Genomic DNA, 20,160 nt, shown 5'->3' on the forward strand with positions numbered 1-20,160 from the left:
GACTTAACAACAGCAGATCGACTTAAAAGGCCTATGACGACTTTCCTTTCATCATAGGCCTATTTTCATTGGAAGGAGTTTTTACTTTTTGGGTATGACTTACCCTTACTCCACCAAATTAGCAACTTTCCCAGTGGTAAGGTATTCTTCAAAATTATCCATGGAATATTCCACCATGTTTTTGACTGCTTCATCGGTGTTGGAACCTACATGAGGAGTTAGCAGGACTCTTGGATATAACTTAATCAATTCTTGAACCGTTTCATCAGGAACATCTTCTAAACGATCGAAGTTGTGGAAGAAAATTGGTCCTTCATTGGGGAGCACATCGGCCGCAAAGCCATACAATTTATCTGCTTTAAGGGCATCGATAATGGCTTGGTTGTCTTGGAGTTCTCCTCGGGCAGTATTGACTAAGATAGCGTCATCTTTCATGGTTTCGATAAAATGACGGTTAATCATCTTGTCATTTTCACCTTCAATGTAGGCCGAGTGAATACTTACAATATCAGCCTCTTTTAAGAGTTCGTCTTGGGTGTCTTTAAATTCAACGACTTCTTTGGCCGCATCAGATTGATAGATATCATAACCAATCACCCTAGCTCCTAAACCTTGGAAGAGTTTAGCTTCGGTCACGCCAATACGTCCGCAACCAATGATTCCCACCGTACAATTTCTCACTTCGCGACTAAACATACGAGGTTTCACACGGAAATCGTATGCCTTAGCGGTCGCTTCAGTAGTATAAGGCACATTACGCAACAAACTCATGGCCAGGGTCACTGCTAATTCGGCAATGGCATTCGGAGAATAGCCTGGTACTCGAGCGACCACTTGGCCTAAGTCGCGGATAGCGTCCATATCGATGTGGTTAATTCCCACAGTCCGGGTGAAAACTAAATCAATGCCCCAGGATTTCAGTAATTCCAGGTTTTTCCGATTGGCCACACAGTTTCCTCTGAGTAGGACAGCATCATGGCTTTTAGCGGTTTCAATATTATCTTCAGTCAATAATTCTTCAATTAAAGTTAGGTCATAATTATACTTATTATATTGGTTAAAAATATCCACTTTGTTCGACCGTACCCCATAGCAAGCTACTTTAAAAGTCATTACAATCTCTCCTTATTCTTTTTACTCATATTTATTAATTTTTAATGCACGTTCACTCAAAAAATTTAAATAATCCCACTGGTTTTTAAGATTTCAATTACCACCAGCCAAATTGGGATGGCTAGGGTAGCCGTTAAGGTGGTTACAAAAGAGGCGTTCGAGGCTAGCTTACTTTCACGTCCAAAACCAATCGCATAGGAGACCGCCACACTGGCCGGTGGAGTCGCCATCATCACTACAGTCGTCCCAATTGCGGCATAATCCATTGGGAGAGTGTTCGTCACCGTGAATAAAATCCCACAGACTAAAGTAATCAATGGAACAATAAGCATTTTATTAAAGGCGTAGTACCACACCTTGTTGTCCTTAACCGCTTCGGTAATTTCACTTTCACCAAGAGTTGCCCCGATTGATAACCAGGCCAATGGTGAAGCCAATTTAGATAAATAGTTCATCAATTGGTATAACCAAGGTAGGGTTAAGTCAAAGCGGAGAATTGGGGCTTGACGCTCAACCATTTCTCCAGTCTTGGCCAGGGTTTCCACCGTGACATGGGGCAGATAAGCCTGCATAGCCCAAATCAGTAAACCCGCCAAGGTAAATAAGATCGTCGGATTGAGGAAGATACTTTTGAGGTTGCTCTTTTTAAATTGCAAACCACTCATCAAGATATAGCAATAGGAATATAAGAAGATCCGGTAACCGATGTTAAAAACATTGGCGTAAATGACCCCGTCAGCCCCGTAAACCGCTGACACAATTGGAATCCCAAAAAAGGTTGTCGAGCCAAAAATCGTTAACATGCGTAAAACAAGTTGGGTGTCCCCCTCATAACGCGCATAAGTAAGACGGGTAATAACAATAAAAACTAAATAAATTAACAGGCCCCATACCAAAACACTCATACTTTGGTGGAGTTGTTGGACATTCAAATCTTGCATAAAGGCATTGAAGGCCATACATGGAATCGCTAACTTTAAAACTACCGTTGACAAGACTTTAGAAACATGTTGGTTAAAGATGCCACGACGTCTGCAAATATAACCAATCAAGATAATCCCAATCGTCGAAGTAATTGCCGAAATAAACTTCATATTTGTCAGGGTAGCTATCAATATTTCACCAAACGACATAAAAATAGCTCCTCTATAATAAAAAATTCACAAGAACTTATCGATAAACTCTATAGTTGAATTCTAGTTTATATAGAGGAGCTAGGAAATATTATTTAATTAAATGAAAGTTTTTTAAGTAATTTAAGAGACTTTTCACAAACTTCTATCCAAGGGGTGGACTTGTTGGTAATGAATAGTAGACCGCCCAGTTGTTCCATAGTATTGGAAGGTCTTCAGATAGCCCTTTTTAACCAGATAATGGATATATTTACGCACCGTCACATGGGAGAGTTGGCTTTTCTGAGTGATTTGGGGAATAGTAAAAGATTCACAATCTTGGCTTTCGATGGACGCGGCAATGACTTCCATGGTGGAAAAGGTCAGACCCTTTTCGATACTATCACTCATTTCCATATTAGCAGACTCCGCTAAACGGTTGTCGGCACCTAAGTCATCCGGATAACCATATAATTGGTCCAAGATGTCTTGGTCAATCTCCTCCTCTTGATTTAATAACTCTCTTTCCTTTTTAAACCGAAGCAAACTACTTTCTAAGCGTTCAAAGGTAAAGGGTTTGAGAATATAGTCCTGCACCCCTAAATTTAAGCCCTTTTGAATGGCTGATTTGGCGTTTTGAGCCGTTAACATGATTACTCCCGGATGCTGGTCACGAGTAGCCAAATATTCAACCAGCTGCATACCGGGTGATTGGAAATCGTCCAAATGATCATCAATTAACAAAAGGTCGAAATGGTCCTCAGCTAACTGATCAAGGGCCTCTTGGTAACTTTCTGTCACCGCAGTTACTTCAAAGCCTGACACTTTTTCGACATATTGTTTGTTAATGGCTTGAACCATGCGGTCATCTTCAACAAGCATTACTTTATACATCACTTAGCCTCCATATTGCACTTGATAGCTTAAAACAAAGTAGTTTCTCTTATTATTTATTTTCACCTTATCAAAATCATTGTGTACTTGATCTAAGACCTTAGCGACTTTATGGTAAAGACCTTGGTCAGGATATAAATAGAATGAAGTCAATAAATGATCATTGACATATTCCAGTTCAATGTCAATTTTCACCGTGTCTTGAAGCTGGTTTAAGCTTTCTTCAATCGTATTGGTGATTTTCAGCCATTCATTATTCTGACTAAAATTTTGGGCTTCGGGAATTTCATCCTTCACAGTGATCTGCCGATAAGTGGAATAGTGATTAGCGCCTAGGAGTAAATAGCCCGCTATGGTGGGATTGTTAATCAATAGCTGCACATTTTGATTGAAGTGGCTCTTATCACTAATTAAGTCTTGCAAATAACTCTTTAATTCCTTATATTCCCCTAAATCAGTTAGGCCATAGATAACATGAACTTTATTGAGAAAATCATGGTTCTGCTTGACTAATTGCTTGGCAAAGTAGTGGGAATTCTCCAGCTGGTTAACTAAATCAATCACTTCTAAAGCATTACGTAATATAAAAAGATAGCCTCGTTTCTCCCGGTTGACAATAATCGGAGCCACAGAACCGACATATTCATCCTCGTTGACCGACTTAATCAAAGACATAAATGCCTTGTCCTTTACCTTTAAATTAGGGAAAATTGCAGAATAAGGTTGGTTGAGATAGTTGCCAATATAGGTGATTGCACTATTATTCTCAAAACGGATTTTCCCTTTTGGATCAGTGATTAGGATAGCCATATCGGTATAATTAAACATGGCATTGCGCTCTTCCACTACCTGGGCAATTTCTTCAGGTTCCATTCCCAACATGCGGTTCTTTAAGGAATAAGCCAACCAAATGGCCATTATCCCTGCCACAAGAAAGGCGACCAAGATAGAACTGATCACTGTGTGTCTAGCCTGATCGAATAAGAGATTTAACTTGGGCAACATGATCCCTAAAGCTACTGCGCCTACCACTTGATTCTCTTGATTGAGGATAGGGACAAAGGCACGCATCGACCGCCCCATAGGGCCTTGCCCTGTCCGGGTATAGGATTTACCATTGAGGGCATCATACTGGTCTTGTTCTCCCTGGAAGGGACTTCCAATTAAATGACGGTTGGGGTGGGTTAGTCGGGTACTATCCTTAGTCATTATCACCACATAATCCAAGCCAAAGCGAGCTTCTTCAGCAGAGGCATAGTCGATAATCTGCTGGGAAAAATGCGTATCTTCAGCAGAGGACTGGATAAAGGGATCGTCCGCAATTTCATGGCCCACTTTTAACAACATGTCCGCTTGAGAATCGACAATGGTCTGCTTACTGGACCGAGTTAAGATAAAAAACATGATTAATAAGGTAACAATCACTAAAGTAAAGGTCATGTATAGGAGTCGAAGCAGCAGCTTATGTTTATGAAAAGTTTTTCTTAGAGAGAGCATATGAATCACCTGGCTGGGTTAATCTTTATCAGCAAAACTATATATTATAATAAAATAAAACACCATTGAATGAAATAATTTCTTAACCTCTAAAACACAAAAAAGCTATGTCATTATCTACCCTCATACCCCTAGAGACGTAAATATCATATTCATAGCTTTTTATTTAAATGTATTATATATAAAAAATATTTAATCACTTTTGACGACGTATATTCACTAGCTCCTCTACTCCATGACGACTGGTTTCTAAACTAGTAAGAGTTTTTTATACGTAGTCGATAGGAAATATAGAAATAAGATATCATTTAAGAATAGATGATTCAGTAAGGAGATCATTGCTCCAGCACGCAGAGACGCTTCACGATATTGAGCGACTAAGAGCTGGTAATCTGCTTGTTTTTGTAAGTTATTCCCTGAGCTTGATGTCATTACAATGACTTTGATATTTAATTCATGAGCCAGATTAGCTAATTCAATCACTTCGTGGGTTTGACCAGAATAGGAAATGAGTAGAAAAAGAGAATCCTTAAAGGCCGTTCCCATGGCTGAAGCCAATTGATGGGAATCCTCATAATTTAATATTGTTTTTCCTACTCGAGCAAATTTCTGCACTAAATCTTCACCGACAAGATGTGAAGCACCCAAACCATAGCAATAAATAATCGGTGCATTAATCATCAGATGAATAATTTGATCTAAAGCATCTTCATTAATTAATTGACTGGTTTCTCTAAAATTATAATAAGACTCTTTCAATAACATTGTCATGATATTTTCTAAATTTTCCCCAGGTTTAATATCCGTTAGTCCCTCTTCAACAACTAATTGACTCTCTGAAGACAGTTTTATTTTTAACTGCGAATAGCCCTTCAGTCCCAATAGACTGACAAAAGCGTACCACAGTAGAGATACTGGGACCAGACTCTCTGGCGAGTTCTTTGACATTCATTTGAATGACGTCATCAGCATGTTCAATAATATATCTCCCAACCTGAGCTTCAGACCCCGACAGCTTAGTCAATTTTTCTTCAATACCTAATAAAAAATAATTGGACATGACTATCTACCCGTTATCTTAGCGTTTTTACTAAATGAATCAGCATTCTGTGCCTCTTTCGGCACACCAAAAAAGTAAGTCGCCACGAAGCCTCCAGCATAAGCAGCGAGCAAGCCTAAAGCATAAGCCATCCATTTTCCATCAGCAATTAATGGGATCAATGCGACACCACTAGGACCAATTGCTGTCGCACCAACACTGCCTATTCTTCCAACAACAGCACCTCCGATACCATCACCAATACATGCAGTGATAAAAGGACGACCTAACGGTAAGGTGACGGCATAAATCAAGGGTTCACCAATACCTAAAATCCCGACAGGTAGGCTCCCTTTAATAATATTGACTAATCGACCATTACGACGACATTTAAGCCATAGCGCTAAAGCAGCTCCAACTTGACCTGCACCTGCCATCGCTAATACTGGCAAGAGCTGTGTGGATCCAGGTGCATTGATCATTTCAATATGGATTGGTGTGAGTATTTGGTGTAGTCCAAACATCACTAAAGGTAAGAAGATGGCCCCGAGAATAAAGCCACTAAAGGCTCCTCCAACATTGAGTACCCAATTCACCACACCCACTAAGCCAGCTGAAACCCAACCAGCGATTGGCATAATTAAAAAGATCGTCATTAAGCCTACTGTTAATAGGGAAAGCGTTGGCGTAACAATAATATCTAGGGAATCTGGAACAAACTTCCGCAATTGCTTTTCAACGATTGATAGTAGGAATACAGCTAAAAGTACCCCAATAATCCCCCCTTGTCCTGGAGCTAGGGTTTGACCGGTAAATATATTCTTTAAGGGATTTTCTGGCGTCATTCCTGTTAGATAAATGATTCCAGCAACAATTCCCCCTAAACCTTCAGTAGCCCCAAATACTTTGGCTGCATTAATCCCCACATAAATATTGAGATAGGCAAAGAGGCCATTTTTAATAATATTTAGTATGGTTACAGCACTACCCCAAGTCGCCGCATCTAAATTACCGGCAGTTATGAGATTTTGAAATACCGAGGCAATCCCCCCAATAATACCGGCACCTACAAAAGCAGGAATTAGCGGAACAAAGACACTCGCTATGGTACTAGTAAAAGATTTAAAATACGAAGGTTTATTTTTTTCTTATTTTGATTAGCAATTTCTTCTGAATGAGAGCGATTACTAGTCAAATGAGGATCTAAATTTTCATCAATCCTTTCCGTATGTGAAATTCCACTTAATTCGTTCATTTCATCAGCTACTTTTTGTGAGATACCGGGGCCAACAACAATTTGAAGCGTATTGTCGTCCTTAACTATTCCTAAGATGCCCTCCTCTTCTTCTAGGGCTGATAGGTTCACTGCTTGAAAATCCTTAATATCAATCCGAATCCGTGTCATGCAATTATAGATTTTATTTGTATTTTGCTTTCCACCAATATATTCAAAAATATTCTTTGCTAAGCGTTCTTCTTTACTCATTTTTCCCTAGCCTCGCCTTCAATAATTTTGTATATAAAACCATCTGCTTTTTGGAGTAAATTTTGAGATTCTTCAAAAGAAACTTTTTCAGCTAACATCACGACCGCATTCTTCACATTAAAATGACTAGCTACTAATGCCTCATGTGCTTGCTCATAAGAAGCTTCAGTAATATTACTGATAATTCTTGTCGCCCGATCTTCTAATTTTTCATTGGTGACATTAATATCGATCATTAAATTCTGGTAAACCTTACCAATTTGGATCATTGAAACCGTTGATAACATATTCAAAACCAATTTCTGTGCTGTTCCTGCTTTGAGTCGAGTAGATCCAGTTAATATTTCTGGTCCAACGATTACTTCAATACTTATTTTAGCTAGTGCAGAAATTACTGATTCATCATTGCAAGAGAGCGCAATCGTCTTAGCGCCAAGCTGATTGGCATATTTTAAACCGCCCATAACATAGGGCGTTCTTCCACTGGCACTGATCCCTACTACAGTGTCTAGCGGACTTAGCTTAATATCTTTTAAATCATTTTTTCCTAACTTTTCATCATCTTCGGCTCCTTCAACGCCTTTTGTCATTACTCGTTCGCCCCCAGCAATGAGACCAGCCACCATATCAGGAGAGGTTCCAAAGGTAGGGACACATTCTGCCGCATCTAAAACCCCAAGCCGTTCACTCGTCCCAGCGCCCATATAGATTAAGCGTCCATCATGATTAAAGGAATCAACAATCATTTGAATAGCTGCTTCAATCTTGGGCAAGACCCTGCTTATGGCGCTCTGAACATTATCATTTTTCGTGTTCATAGTTTTTAATACTTCTAACACAGATAACTTATCAAGACTAAAAGTAGACTTATTCTTGTTTCTGTAGTTAATTTTGCTAAATCTTCCTTAGACATGAAATCATCTCCATTGGATTAAATACTTTTGCTTACTGCCGATAAATTGGATTAGGGGAGTATCTTCCGAAGTAATCAATCCGATCACATTGACTGAAGGGGCACGAAGGGGTACTAGGTAGATCTTTCTTGATAATTTCAAATTCCCCTTCATACCTACCAGCTAAGTTGTTATCGACCGTGATGCTCCCCTTGTTTCGAAAGGTTTGATTGGAAGGTTCAATAGAATCTGTAATTTTTCCTCTAGCACATTGACTCCTGACTACGTATTCACTAACATCTGGACGACACATCTAAACCTCTTGAAAGTAGGGGTCCTTAGCGCTTTTATAATTATCATCATAAGAGCCTTGTAAGAGAATAATTCCATCTTTTATATAATAGGAAAATTGTTCTAAATTTTGCTTTGATAAATAAGGATCGCTTAGATAAACCTGGTCAACATTATATTGTTTAAGCATAGTTAAACTAACCACAAAAGGTTTCTTCCCTCTTAACCTCTCAAGGGTAGGTAAACCCTGGTATACCGGTCCATGATAAGGTTGATTTCCAGGAACGAAGGCTTGCACCGTTAAACCATACTGATGAAACAGCTAGTTTTTTTGCATAAAGTAATCCTCTCCGAGTCCGGTATAAGGACGAGGATAGTAATTTTGCCAAGCAGCGATATACTCTTTATCTGCTCCGTTGGCAATAATTTCCTTGATATCATTTTCTTCAATAGTTGAAGCATTTATCCCTAAATGAATTTTGTGAGTCAATTTTGCAATGACTTCGTTAGAAAATCTATCATCTAATCGTATTCCAGTAATTCCCCATTGAGTTAAAACTTCAACCTTGTCCAAACTGATGCCAATCTTCTCTAATGAAGCTAATGACATATCTACCATTAAACTAAGCTGTAGCGTTTTACAAAGGCTAGCTAAATCTTGCAGCCGTTTGAAATACTTTTCTTGATTTCCCTCTGGAATCTGTATCGAAGTAAAACTCCTTGAAAACCTCCCTGTTTCATGCTTCCAATATATGCTCTATCTTCATGACTTAAATTACTATTTAAATAAACAGAAAACCCAAACATCTTTTCCTCTATCTTTTAAAACGCTTACATTTATAATGATACGTTAGCGGAAAAGTATTTCAATAAACTTAACATATTACAGGAAAAATTTTACATATAATTAAAATATATTTTAAGTTATCAAAACTAAAAAACCGATAAGTACCGCTTCGCTCAGTACTTATCGGTTATTCTTTATACCGGTAAACTACCAGTTAATATATAGATGATGCAGAAGATAGCGAAAATAGGCCAGAGATATTTAATGTAGCGTTTTTGGTATTCAAAGAAAGTTTGTTGGGTTTGTGCGGTTAAAATATACAGGGCAGGAATAATTGGAGATATCATCCCAAAAGCTTGAGGAATCATAGAAGCTACTCCCGTTTGTAAAGGTGTAACGCCGAATTGTTCCATAACATTTACCATCACACTCGAAATTCCAAAATAATAAGCTTCTTGCGGTAGGAAGACTAAACCTGGAATGGTAATTAAAGTATATACTAAGGCCATATGCTGGCCTAAGAACCTTGGAATCGCCTTAATTACTCCGAAAGCTAAGGCCTGAGACATTCCAGAACCATAGAGAATCCCACTAAAGGCACCTGCACCTAATGTCGCCATTGGTGGAGCAATGGCACCAGCTACATATTCACGAATCCGATCCATAACAATTTTAGAATCTCCAAAGTTGATTGTTGCTCCAATGATACTTCCTAAAAGAAAGAGAACTGAACCATGCCCATAGCCTAGCATGAGTAGTCCAATAATAGTTAAAGTTAATAATAAATTCACCCAATACAAGTGAGGGCGTTTGTACTCTACTCGACGATTACGAATAGAAGCCAGCATTTTTTCTTTTTGGCCTTCATCTAGCTTGTCCTCCTTATCAAAATTGAGGCGTTGACGTTCCTTACAACCGAAATAGAAGGCCAGACAAATGGTATACAAGATACCCCCAGTCATCCCTGGAAACAGAGCAAAAGAAAGATCCATTAATTCAATATTTAAAGCTGAGGAAATGACCGCAGCCGGTCCGCCCCAAGGAAGCATATTGAGAATAGTATTAGGCCCAATTATTAATAAAGCCAGTATAGGTAAACGCATCTCCATTTGTTTATACAAGTCCACAAAAGCAGCCAGTAAAATGATAACTGCCGTAGTGGTGTCCCCTGTCGATGAAACAGCAATCGATGAACAAACGGTCAGTATAGTTACTCGTAAAGGGTCCCCACGCATTTCTTTAATAAAAAATTCAATAATAGGATCGAAGAGACCTACGTCTAGCATCATATTAAAATAGAAAATAGCAAATAATATCAAGAAGACCGCTGGTGCAACCCCGGAAACAATTTCACCAGTCACATCATCGATACTATAGAATACCCCTTCATAGATCCACTTAAAGACTGCTTCTAATCCACTATCAGTAAATAAAACGATTCCAAGTCCAAACACCAAAGGAATAATGAGTAAGGACCCAACAACTGTTAATTTTTGACTTAATAGGAAATAAACAAAGGTACAAATCATCAATAAGGCAATAATGGCTAACACAATTCTTCCTCCTTCCCCAAAAAGCCGCTCTCCATAAGAAAGCGGCTTTTACTTGCATGGATTATTCCGCATTTAATGTCAATAAATTAAGAACATTATGCAAATCTTCTACGGGTGCTTGGCCCGGCGCGGAAACCTGGCCTAGGGCACCAAAACTTGCTTGAGACCCAAAGAGTTCGCCAGCTAAACGACTGACCATCCCTAGTTGCCCCATAGACATGGTGATTAAAGGTGTTTCAGCAACTTGATAACGCTCAAAGGTGGCATTAAGCAGAGTCACGACATCTGCATTTTCATTAGGCATAACCGCAATTTTTGCGATATCAGCACCTTTTTCTTCCATCCTTGATAGGCGATCGATAATGGTTTCCTTTTTCGGTGTTTTGTCAAAATCATGATTACTTAGAATCACTTTAATCCCTTTTTGATGAGCCCGATCAATAAGTGTAGTTACCATGTCTTCAGGCATCATCATTTCGATATCCAATAATTCAAAATCTGCTTCTGCAATAATGGTCTGATAGAGTTTTTGATAGCCCTCATCATCCAATTGGCATGCGCCGCCTTCATGTTGCGTACGGAAAGTAATTAACAATGGCTTGGGACAAGCTCCTTTCAATTTGTGACTTAGAGCAGCCACAGCGCCTTCTTCTAAGACGTCATCGAAATGGTCAATTCGCCATTCAATTAAATCGCAGGGTTCTTGGTTGATCTTTGAGAAAGTATCGATAATTGCTTTCTCGCTATTAGCTACTACTGGAATAATGACCTTAGGCCGACCCTTTCCGATAGTAACGTCTTTAACGACTACTTCTTTCATAATTGCTCCTTCTTTTATTCTGGCATTTCGCTAGTATCAACGACTTGATAGTAACGGATAAAGATAATCACACCGATGATAAATCCGATCGCAGCGATAATGACTTCAAATAACATCACAGCGCTTATATCATAATTTTCAATTAACCAAGGACTGATATTAGGGATGAGCCATGAAGCGACACTCCCAAAGGTATAGAAGATACTGGTGACGGTACCTTTTCCTTGAGGGAACATTTCTCCCATAACCGTTAAGCCTAACTGCATAACACCACCAGCAGCAAAGAATCCAATCATTGCGGCACCAACTTTAAGCATCAATGGCGTTGGGTATAGCCACATCAAAACGGCAGCAACTAAAGACATGAAAGTATAGCCTGCAACAAGTTTTACTGAACGTACTTTTGTCGCGACAACAGCTGTCACGAAGACACAGAGTAAGGATCCTACTGAGTAATAAGACATCAAAGCATTGGCTTCATTCATTGATAAACCCGCTGCCATTTGTCCATAAGTATTTAATGATTGCGAAATTAAGTAAAAGGTAGCTTGGGAAATAAAGCCATAGATTACAAAGGCGATTCCTTCTATATACCATTTAGGTTTTGATTTAAATTTAACTGCAGAAACAAAGTCATCGCCACCGGTTTCTTCCGCTTGTTCTTTAGCATCCTCATCCGGGAAAGGCATTCTCCACATGGTTAACATATTAATTCCTAAAACAGCTACGGCAATAATAAATGACCAACCGAACCATAGGGAGTTATTGGTTAAGAAACCAATGATCAATGGCAAGAGGAATTGACCAATTTGTACAAAAGCTTTAATCAAAACGTTTGCTGTCCCAGCATTTTCAGGGAAGGATTCCATTAAAGCTGGATATGTTCCTGAATCTAGGAATGAGTTAGATAAACCAGCAATTAAGGCAAAAACAGAGGCCATGGCTACGCTATGGCTATAAATAAGTCCTAAGAAATAAGCCATGTAGGTTGCCATTCCCAAATAAACAAAAGGTTTCCGCCCAAATCTATCTGAGAGTGGTCCAGAAATAACAATAGCTATCAAACGACCAATACCTAACCAACCAATCACTGAACCGATACCCGCTAAATCAGTACCCCATTGCTCCATGAGCATGTTCTGGTTCTGGGAAATGATGATTACCCCCATACCATGGATAATATAGTTAATATATAATCCTAAGGCTGTGGGCAAGTAACGATTATTTCTCATTTTACTTCCTCACTTTCTTCATTAAAGTAGCATTTAATTATCCTTAAAGAGTAATTCGTGGATATATTCAACTGGCATGTCTTCACCACAGAAGTGTTTGAAAGCTACTGCTCCTTGATAAAGCATCATGCCTAAACCATTGATTGCTTTTTTAACGCCATGTTCCTTGGCAAATTTTAATAATTCTGTTTCTGCAGGTGAATAAACAGTATCAAAGACCACTAAGTCTTCACGTAAGAAGCTTGGATCAGTAATCACGGACTCATTTTCAAGCGGATGCATCCCTACTCCACTGGCATCAATATAGATACTGCTCTTATCCATGGCTTCTTTCAGCGCTTCACGATTTTCTAAGTATTCAACAGTCGCTTTACAGTTCGTTTTTTGATTAATTCGTTCAGCCACACTCACTGCGTTAGGGTAGAATTCATCATCTTGGTTGAAGATATGTAATTCTTTAATTCCATCTAGAGCGCCTTGTACCGCAATAGCTGTCCCTGCACCACCACATCCAACTAAGGTTACTGTAGCATCTTTGACTTCAACGCCTTCTTCAGCTAAAGCCTTCATCGCTCCAACACCATCTGTGTTATAGCCAACGAGGTGCCCTTTCCCATCTTTATTGGTTACTGTATTAACAGCACCAATCAATTCAGCACTTTCATCAAGTTCATCTAAGAGAGGAATAACTTTTTGCTTATTAGGCATAGAAATATTTGAACCGCGAATCCCTAAAGCCCGGATACCTTGAATCGCATCGGCTAATTCGTCATTTCCTACTTCAAAAGCAAGATAGGCATAAGGAAGTTTTAGCTTGGCAAAGGCTTCGTTATGCATCGTTGGTGATTTACTATGTCTAATAGGTGTTGCTAATAAGGAAATTAATAAGGTATGTCCGTCTAAACGTTCTGTCATTCGTATAACCTCTTTCTCTTTTTTCATAATTTACTTTCTATTCAAATTATAGTTTTCACATTCACAAATAACAAATTGATAATAACCCTTTAATCTATAGATTTATTGAATGAATCATGCTAAATTATAGAAAGAAGTTATAATATGCTATGTTCTTTATTTTTAATATTGTAACCGCTTAAGCTGAGTCGGTTTTATATCATCTAATAAATTTAATTTCTTTTAAAAAGTTAGTGAATAAAAGTACAATAGAAAGTGATTAGTTATGAATCTTTACCATCTAAAATATTTCGTTACCCTCGCTAAATATGAACACTACACCTTAGCTGCTAAGGAATTACGTATCACTCAGCCCACACTCAGTAATGCTATTAAGTCCTTAGAAACAGAGTTAGGTATTCAACTATTTGAAAAAGACGGTCGTAATGTCAAAATCACACGAGTAGGTAATAACTTTCTTAGACATGTGACTGAATTATTAGCTATTCTTGACTTAGCTATCACCAAGGCAGAAAAGGAGGGCCATGGTGAGGGATTAGTGCGTCTAAATTTACTAAGAGTTCTAAGTAACTTAGTTCCTCATTTAGCAAGACAATTCATTGATCAAAATCCCGAAAAAAATATCAGCTTTGAATTTAGTAATGCTCACGGACTAAGCGGTGAAATGATAAAAAATGTCCAAAATAAAAAGACCGATTTGGCCTTTTGTACAAAGATTAATGTTAATGATCCCAGCCTCTCCTTTGTCAAAATTGCTGAAGAAAATATTGTTCTTATCACATCTAAAGACCATCCCTTAGCCGCAAAAAAAGCGGTCAATATCTTTGAAACTCTAGCCTATCCTCAGATATGGTTCTCTAAAAAAGCAGGGATGCGAACAATTATTGATAAAATTACCAACGATTTAAACATCCGGGATAGTATTGGTATTTCTTTGGAAGTCGATGAGGATGAAACTGTCGCCGGACTGGTCGCAGAAGGATTTGGCATTGCTTATATCGCTAATAATAAGGTATTGAATAACTATCCTTTAGCCATACTCCCAATTAAGAATTTCGACTATAAACGTTCCTACTATATGGTCTACCGCAATGATATTTATCATGCCCCTGTCGTCGAAGATTTTATTACATATATAAAGGAAGTCTCACTATAAAATATCCAAAAAGAACTATTAAAAAAACAGTTCCCCCTAATCGTAAGGAGAACTGTCTAATTGCTAGTCCTTTTAAATTATTCAGCAACCGCTTCTGCAGCTAATTTCCCTGAAGTTAAGGCCCAGGCATTATTGGCTCCTGAAGGCGAGTCGGTACCCATTACTCCACCAACCACTTCACCAGCTGCGTAAAGTCCTGGGATTACCTTACCATCCTTATTTTCAACTTGTAGTCGACTGTTGACGACTAGCCCACCCATGGTGGTCGCAAAGCGCGGTTTTTGTTCAATAAGGTAGTAAGGGCCTTCATTGGAGATCTTTTCTTCTAAGAATATCTCTTCTCGGCCTAGAGGGTCCTCTTTCGTTTCGACAGCTTGGTTAAAGGCCTTAACCGTTTCAACTAAATTATTTTCTGGAAAATCTAGCTTGTCTTCAAGCTCCTGTAAAGAGTCCCTTTTAATGAAGAAGGGAGTCGATTCACCATCTTGGGCCAGCCAATTGTCGATATCTGCCTTAGATATCCCACCTTCAGCCACTCCCTCTTGGAAAATAGCAAAACGCTCGGCATCCAGTAAGAGATAAAGAATCTTATGGTCTTCTGCCATTAAAGCATTTAAAACGTCATGGTTAGTGGCTCTCTCGTTAATCACCCGTTGCCCCTGGTCATTAACTAAGATACCGTTCATTTTTAAGACCGGAATATTTCCTCCAATAGTAGATTTAGCACGTCCCGGAGAAACTTCGATCCCATTCGGATAAATTTTCCCGTAATTCATCATTCTAGTCCCAGCATCCACAGCTTCGGTGACTTTAATCGCATCTCCAGTTGAAGATGCGGGGCCATAATAAAGGACTTCTTTTAATTCTTCAGAGAGAAGCTCTTTGTTATTTCCGTAGCCTCCGCTAGCTAAAATGACATTCTTAGCATGAAGAATATAAGTAGTTCCGTCTTCAGCAAGGGCTTTAACACCAACAACTTGCGGAATGGCAGAGTCAGAGTCCCCACTTACGGAAGCAGAGGAAACAGCATCGGCTTGATCCAGTAAGAGTTCTTTCATTCGAGTCTCTTTGAGCACAAAAACATCACTAGCTTCTAAGGCTTGACGGGCAGTGGTTGCAAAACCGTGACCACCGTCTTCATAGGCAAGCTCACGGTCATAGGCATACTCAGGTAGGTTATGCAGTCCTTCTTCGGTATCGTATTGAACGCCGATATCTTGATTGAGCCAGTCGGTGGTTTCACCAACATTGTTGGCCAAAAGTTCAATCAATTCGTCGATATTTTCATAGTTACCGTTGGCTTTAAAATCTTCAACCATGGCTTCTGCACTATCTTCAGTAACGCCTAAGTCTTTCTGTAGATGTGAGCCATAAACGACTTGATTCCCCCCACTAATCGAGATGGCTCCACCGATGAAACTTTGTTTCTCAACAAGGATAACTTTAAGTCCCAGCTGTGAGGCCCTAAGCGCAGCACTGATACCGGCTGCTCCCCCACCAACAACGACCAGGTCGGTATTTTTTTCGATACTTTCATCAGATTTTTCAATGACTGGTTTAGGACGATTTTTTAAGACTTCCACAGCCTGGTCTCCAGCTGCTTCTTTGACCGCTTCTGAAACCCCTTCAATTATTCCCAAACTAGAAATTGTCGCTCCTGACACAGTATCAACATTTAAAGTTTGGTAATCAACAATTTGTTGGGGGATGATTTCAAAGACCTTATCTGAGAGTCCTTCCGACTCGGATGACTGATCGATATCTATAGTTTGGATCGCTGAATCTGAAAAAGTCACCAGCATATCTAAGACGCTATTATGTCCTTTCGCCTTTGTTTTGTATTTCCCTGGGGTAAATTGAATATTTTCTCCCATTGTCTGTCGACTCCTCTCACAAATTATATATTTCACATTATCAATTCTATTATACATGGAGAATTGATTAAAAATAAGAATGAATGCGCTTTTATCCATTGATATTTATTATGAATGGAGAGGGAGGATTCTATTGATTAAATACTATTCTTGAAGAAGGTGACACGATCACTGTGGGCTGAGGAAAGGCCCTACAAGAATTGACCAAGCATTGCTAGAGTAATCTTAATAAGAGGACCCTCTTCACTCCCCTAATTGAGGGACACTAGAAGAACGCCGCATCAGTGTTGCACAAAAAGACTTTGCCCAAATTGAACGCAAGATGTGTATCACCGGTAGTCGGAAGAAACGCATCAGCATTCTCTCCGCTATTAATAGTCAGTGTACAGGCGAATTGATCATAGATATCTATACGCCGCGTTTTCTGACGGAGAATATTTAACAGTCACAAAAAGCCTTACTTGTAATCATTTTCAAGTAAGGCTTCTTCATGTTTTCAAACGAATGCTTTTTTCAAGATCTCCTACAAAGAATAGATAGGACCAAAACCTCTAATTAAATCGCTGTCCAGCCCCCATCAACACCAACAATTTGACCAGTGACATAAGTGGATTCGTCGGCTGCTAAGAAGACCACCGCACTAGCTAATTCCCCAGGTTTACCTGGACGCTTCATTGGGGTTCTGACTTCAATAAAGTCACTCATGGCCTCCATGGCCTCAGGATTGTTGGCTTCAGAAGCGAAGAAACCAGGGGCGATGGCGTTAACCGTCACACCAGTAGTGGCCCATTCCGTTGCCGCTGCCCGAGTGAAGTTAACCACCGCACCCTTAGCCGCCGCATAGTCAATAATCGGAAGCTCGGGTAAGCCACCAAAGCCGAGAATGGAGGCAATGTTGATCACACGGCCGTAGCCATTTTCCACCATCTTGGCTCCAAATTCGCGGGTCATGTACATCATCCCGTCCACATCCAAATTGAAGGTCTTGTGCCAAGCCTCATCGGTAATTTCAGCCAGGGGCGCGTTATTCCCGCCACCCGCATTGTTGACTAAGATATCTACCTTGCCAAACTTATCTAAGATAGCTTGGTGGGTTTCCTTGATCGATTCAGGATCGGTCACATCGGTTGAAATCGGGAAGATTTCAGAACCGGTCTTTTCTGCAATTTCTTTAGCGGCTTCGTCGAGCACTTCTTGACGTCTAGATAAGATAGCCACTTTGGCCCCTTGACTAGCCAAGGCGGTCGCAAATTGCTTGCCAATTCCAGTTCCACCTCCAGTCACCACGGCCACACGATTGGATAAATCAAACATATACATTCCTCCATTCAAAACATTAGTAATACTTTCATTATAAGGAAAATTAACAAAGAAAGCGATTACGGGACCTTAGCATTTCTTTCAACAAAATTTACCTAAAATCATTTCAGTTATTTTAAAGGATAGTGGTCCTTAAAATAAAATGGCGCCAAAACATCATTTACTAGGTTTTGGCGCCAAACATGATACAGTATTAAATCATTTTCCTAATATCGCTATTCATTTGCTTTTTCTAACACTTTTTTTACAGCAGAAAGAATGGCCTGAGAAGTTACTGTTGCTCCCGAGACAGTATCGATTTCAACGGACTGTTTTTCGATAATAGCTTGAGGAATTCTTTCTAAAGCAATATCTCCAATTCCCGGCGTTTCATTTTCTTCTAGAATTTTAACTGTTTCAATTGTATTATTGCCTAAGGTCACCTCTACAGTAACATCACTCATTTGACCTTTCTCGGTTTCAGTATAAACTCCATCTTTTAGCATACTCACACCTCTTATAAAGAATCAATATATTGTTTAGCACTCTTAACAGCGGTACGGCCTGAGTTAACATTATGGGCACAAGCTGATCCACCGACATTAATGGTATAGACGTCATGATATTGCATTGCTGTATCCATTCCTGCTACGTATAGGCCAGGAATTGGATCAAATTGATCATCAATTACCTCAAACCACTTATTGCTACCGATCCCACCAATACCAACGATATAGTTAAAGTCTAACCGAGCAATATAATATGGCGCCTTATTTATTGGTATTAACTTATCTGTTTCTTTACCAAAATCAATATCTCTTCCTTCTGCAGCCATTTCATTGTAATGATCAACAGTTCTTAAGAATTCTTCCTTAGGTAAGCCAACCTTTTCTGCTAATTCTTCAAAGGTATCTGCTTTATATAAAGAATTCCCCTTATTTTCTTCAACAGCTTTTTCTAAAACTTCTTTAGCATTTTCGATATCTTTCGTAAAATTGTCATAGATTTCTTGATCAAAAATCATATATGCCACTTTATTACTGTTAATGGCTAATGACTGTAACATAATATTGGTTTGACGAATATTTTCATTAACAAAGCGATCGCCATCTTGATTTACCCATAAGAACGGCCCTCCGGCAGGTAGACCCATCATTCCATTCAATAGATCATAGTGTGGGTAAACCCCTTCATAAGGCAAAGCTTGAATATAATTCACAATCAACTGACACGAGTTGGTAATGGTATCCATAGCGCCTGCGCTCATAGCTAATTTATAACCATCACCTTTAACGCTAGGCATACCTGTCAATACCGTATTTTCTAACTTCCAACCAGCACGATGAACTAAGTCCTTATCACCGCCGATACCACCAGTTGCCAGTATGACAGCCTTTGCATTAATTTTAATATTTTTATTTTTAGTTTTTGAATAGGCACCTACTACTTTTCCATCTTCCTCGATTAGACCAGTAACTGGAGTTTCTAATAAGAATTTCACACCTAATTCCTCAGCTCTTTTCTTCATTTGCGGAACATAGCCCTTGGAAGCAACGCCACCCTTAAACCAGTGGAAAGTTGGCGCTACACAGGTACCATGATAGTCATCTACCTTATCATATTCCACTCCTTGATCAAGACACCACTGCACATTTTCTGCTGAGTTATATATTAAATCCAACCATAAAGACCCGTTTGGGGTATATTGGGCTTGTTGATGTTCATAGCCGATCAATTCAACTGGATCCAAATGGATATCAGCTTCTTTTTGCATAACTGAGTCCACACCGAGCATCCCTTCAACGCCCATTCCATTCCCACCGCAATAAGCGTTAGATTCAACTAAAAGGACTTCAACGCCCTCTTGATGCCCTGCCTCTACTGCAGCAGCTAAACCAGAAATTCCTCCGCCGACCACCAAGATATCGGTATCATAGGTTTCATTGATCGCTTCTCCTTGGTCACTTACCACTTTCGTCTCCATGTGTATACCTCCTAAAAATAATTATTTACCATTCTTTTCTTCATAGGCGTTTTGAGCAGGATGCCTTTCAATGAGTTACTAATTTTACTTCATCACCATTTCCAGTTTCTAAAGTCTTTATATCAGCTATCTTTACAGATATAATGATAATATAAGCAAAATAAGTGTAAAGCTTCACATGATTTCAAATGTTACAAATATGAACATTTCTGCTT

General features: G+C 39.3%; 16 protein-coding genes and 3 pseudogenes. 1 reads left to right on the top strand and 18 read right to left on the bottom strand.

Annotation, left to right across the window (positions count from 1 at the left end; genetic code table 11):
• Positions 1-105: 105 nt before the first annotated feature.
• From DBT49_RS08985 to aroE, 14 genes and pseudogenes are all read right to left on the bottom strand, one after another.
• Complete coding sequence (locus DBT49_RS08985) at positions 106-1,113, bottom strand: NAD(P)-dependent oxidoreductase (RefSeq protein WP_070558897.1); 1,008 nt, start codon at positions 1,111-1,113, stop codon at positions 106-108.
• Between the two features lie 65 nt (positions 1,114-1,178).
• The gene (locus DBT49_RS08990; RefSeq protein WP_013668735.1) at positions 1,179-2,246 is read right to left on the bottom strand and encodes an AEC family transporter; all 1,068 of its coding nucleotides are present in this window, start codon (positions 2,244-2,246) and stop codon (positions 1,179-1,181) included.
• Positions 2,247-2,381: 135 nt separating this feature from the next.
• Entirely contained in the window at positions 2,382-3,119 is a 738-nt protein-coding gene (locus DBT49_RS08995; RefSeq protein ID WP_111872455.1) for a response regulator, read from the bottom strand.
• Positions 3,120-3,122: 3 nt separating this feature from the next.
• On the bottom strand, positions 3,123-4,559 hold the full coding sequence (locus tag DBT49_RS09000) for a Spo0B domain-containing protein (RefSeq protein WP_041705800.1): 1,437 nt from the start codon (positions 4,557-4,559) through the stop codon (positions 3,123-3,125).
• A gap of 306 nt (positions 4,560-4,865) precedes the next feature.
• Positions 4,866-5,387, bottom strand: coding sequence for a MurR/RpiR family transcriptional regulator (locus DBT49_RS09005; protein WP_168163183.1), 522 nt, complete (start codon positions 5,385-5,387; stop codon positions 4,866-4,868).
• A gap of 46 nt (positions 5,388-5,433) precedes the next feature.
• Positions 5,434-5,676: a MurR/RpiR family transcriptional regulator gene (locus DBT49_RS09770; RefSeq protein ID WP_070558902.1), complete on the bottom strand. Its 243-nt coding sequence runs from the start codon at positions 5,674-5,676 to the stop codon at positions 5,434-5,436.
• Positions 5,677-5,678: 2 nt separating this feature from the next.
• Positions 5,679-7,141, bottom strand: a pseudogene (locus tag DBT49_RS09010) (PTS transporter subunit EIIC).
• A pseudogene (murQ, locus tag DBT49_RS09015) lies at positions 7,138-8,054 on the bottom strand (N-acetylmuramic acid 6-phosphate etherase). The pseudogenes DBT49_RS09010 and murQ overlap by 4 nt, the downstream one beginning before the upstream one ends.
• A 32-nt stretch (positions 8,055-8,086) precedes the next feature.
• On the bottom strand, positions 8,087-8,347 hold the full coding sequence (locus DBT49_RS09775; protein ID WP_081456591.1) for a phospho-sugar glycosidase domain-containing protein: 261 nt from the start codon (positions 8,345-8,347) through the stop codon (positions 8,087-8,089).
• Positions 8,348-9,079 (bottom strand): annotated as a pseudogene (locus DBT49_RS09020) (MupG family TIM beta-alpha barrel fold protein). It abuts the gene before it with no gap.
• 227 nt (positions 9,080-9,306) lie between these two features.
• Positions 9,307-10,665, bottom strand: a complete 1,359-nt coding sequence (locus DBT49_RS09025) for a CitMHS family transporter (RefSeq protein ID WP_013668960.1) — start codon at positions 10,663-10,665, stop codon at positions 9,307-9,309.
• Positions 10,666-10,726: 61 nt separating this feature from the next.
• The gene (gene aroD / locus DBT49_RS09030; RefSeq protein ID WP_013669859.1) at positions 10,727-11,485 is read right to left on the bottom strand and encodes a type I 3-dehydroquinate dehydratase; all 759 of its coding nucleotides are present in this window, start codon (positions 11,483-11,485) and stop codon (positions 10,727-10,729) included.
• A gap of 14 nt (positions 11,486-11,499) precedes the next feature.
• Positions 11,500-12,717, bottom strand: coding sequence for an MFS transporter (locus DBT49_RS09035; RefSeq protein WP_013668521.1), 1,218 nt, complete (start codon positions 12,715-12,717; stop codon positions 11,500-11,502).
• Positions 12,718-12,750: 33 nt separating this feature from the next.
• On the bottom strand, positions 12,751-13,632 hold the full coding sequence (aroE, locus tag DBT49_RS09040) for a shikimate dehydrogenase (RefSeq protein WP_013669708.1): 882 nt from the start codon (positions 13,630-13,632) through the stop codon (positions 12,751-12,753).
• 265 nt (positions 13,633-13,897) lie between these two features.
• Between aroE and DBT49_RS09045 the strand changes: the two genes are divergently transcribed.
• Positions 13,898-14,788, top strand: a complete 891-nt coding sequence (locus tag DBT49_RS09045) for a LysR family transcriptional regulator (RefSeq protein ID WP_013668611.1) — start codon at positions 13,898-13,900, stop codon at positions 14,786-14,788.
• A 77-nt stretch (positions 14,789-14,865) separates the two neighbouring features.
• Here DBT49_RS09045 and DBT49_RS09050 read toward each other — a convergent pair whose 3' ends face one another.
• From DBT49_RS09050 to DBT49_RS09065, 4 genes are all read right to left on the bottom strand, one after another.
• On the bottom strand, positions 14,866-16,662 hold the full coding sequence (locus DBT49_RS09050; protein ID WP_013668955.1) for an FAD-dependent oxidoreductase: 1,797 nt from the start codon (positions 16,660-16,662) through the stop codon (positions 14,866-14,868).
• Positions 16,663-17,217: 555 nt separating this feature from the next.
• Positions 17,218-17,976: an SDR family NAD(P)-dependent oxidoreductase gene (locus tag DBT49_RS09055; protein WP_013669887.1), complete on the bottom strand. Its 759-nt coding sequence runs from the start codon at positions 17,974-17,976 to the stop codon at positions 17,218-17,220.
• A 221-nt stretch (positions 17,977-18,197) separates the two neighbouring features.
• Positions 18,198-18,467: an FMN-binding protein gene (locus tag DBT49_RS09060; RefSeq protein WP_013668802.1), complete on the bottom strand. Its 270-nt coding sequence runs from the start codon at positions 18,465-18,467 to the stop codon at positions 18,198-18,200.
• 11 nt (positions 18,468-18,478) lie between these two features.
• Positions 18,479-19,945 carry an FAD-dependent oxidoreductase gene (locus DBT49_RS09065; RefSeq protein ID WP_070558906.1) on the bottom strand — a complete coding sequence of 489 codons (1,467 nt, stop codon included), beginning with the start codon at positions 19,943-19,945 and terminating at the stop codon, positions 18,479-18,481.
• Positions 19,946-20,160: the final 215 nt, after the last annotated feature.

It is taken from the genome of Aerococcus mictus, from assembly GCF_003286595.3.
GTDB classification, from domain to species: domain Bacteria; phylum Bacillota; class Bacilli; order Lactobacillales; family Aerococcaceae; genus Aerococcus; species Aerococcus mictus.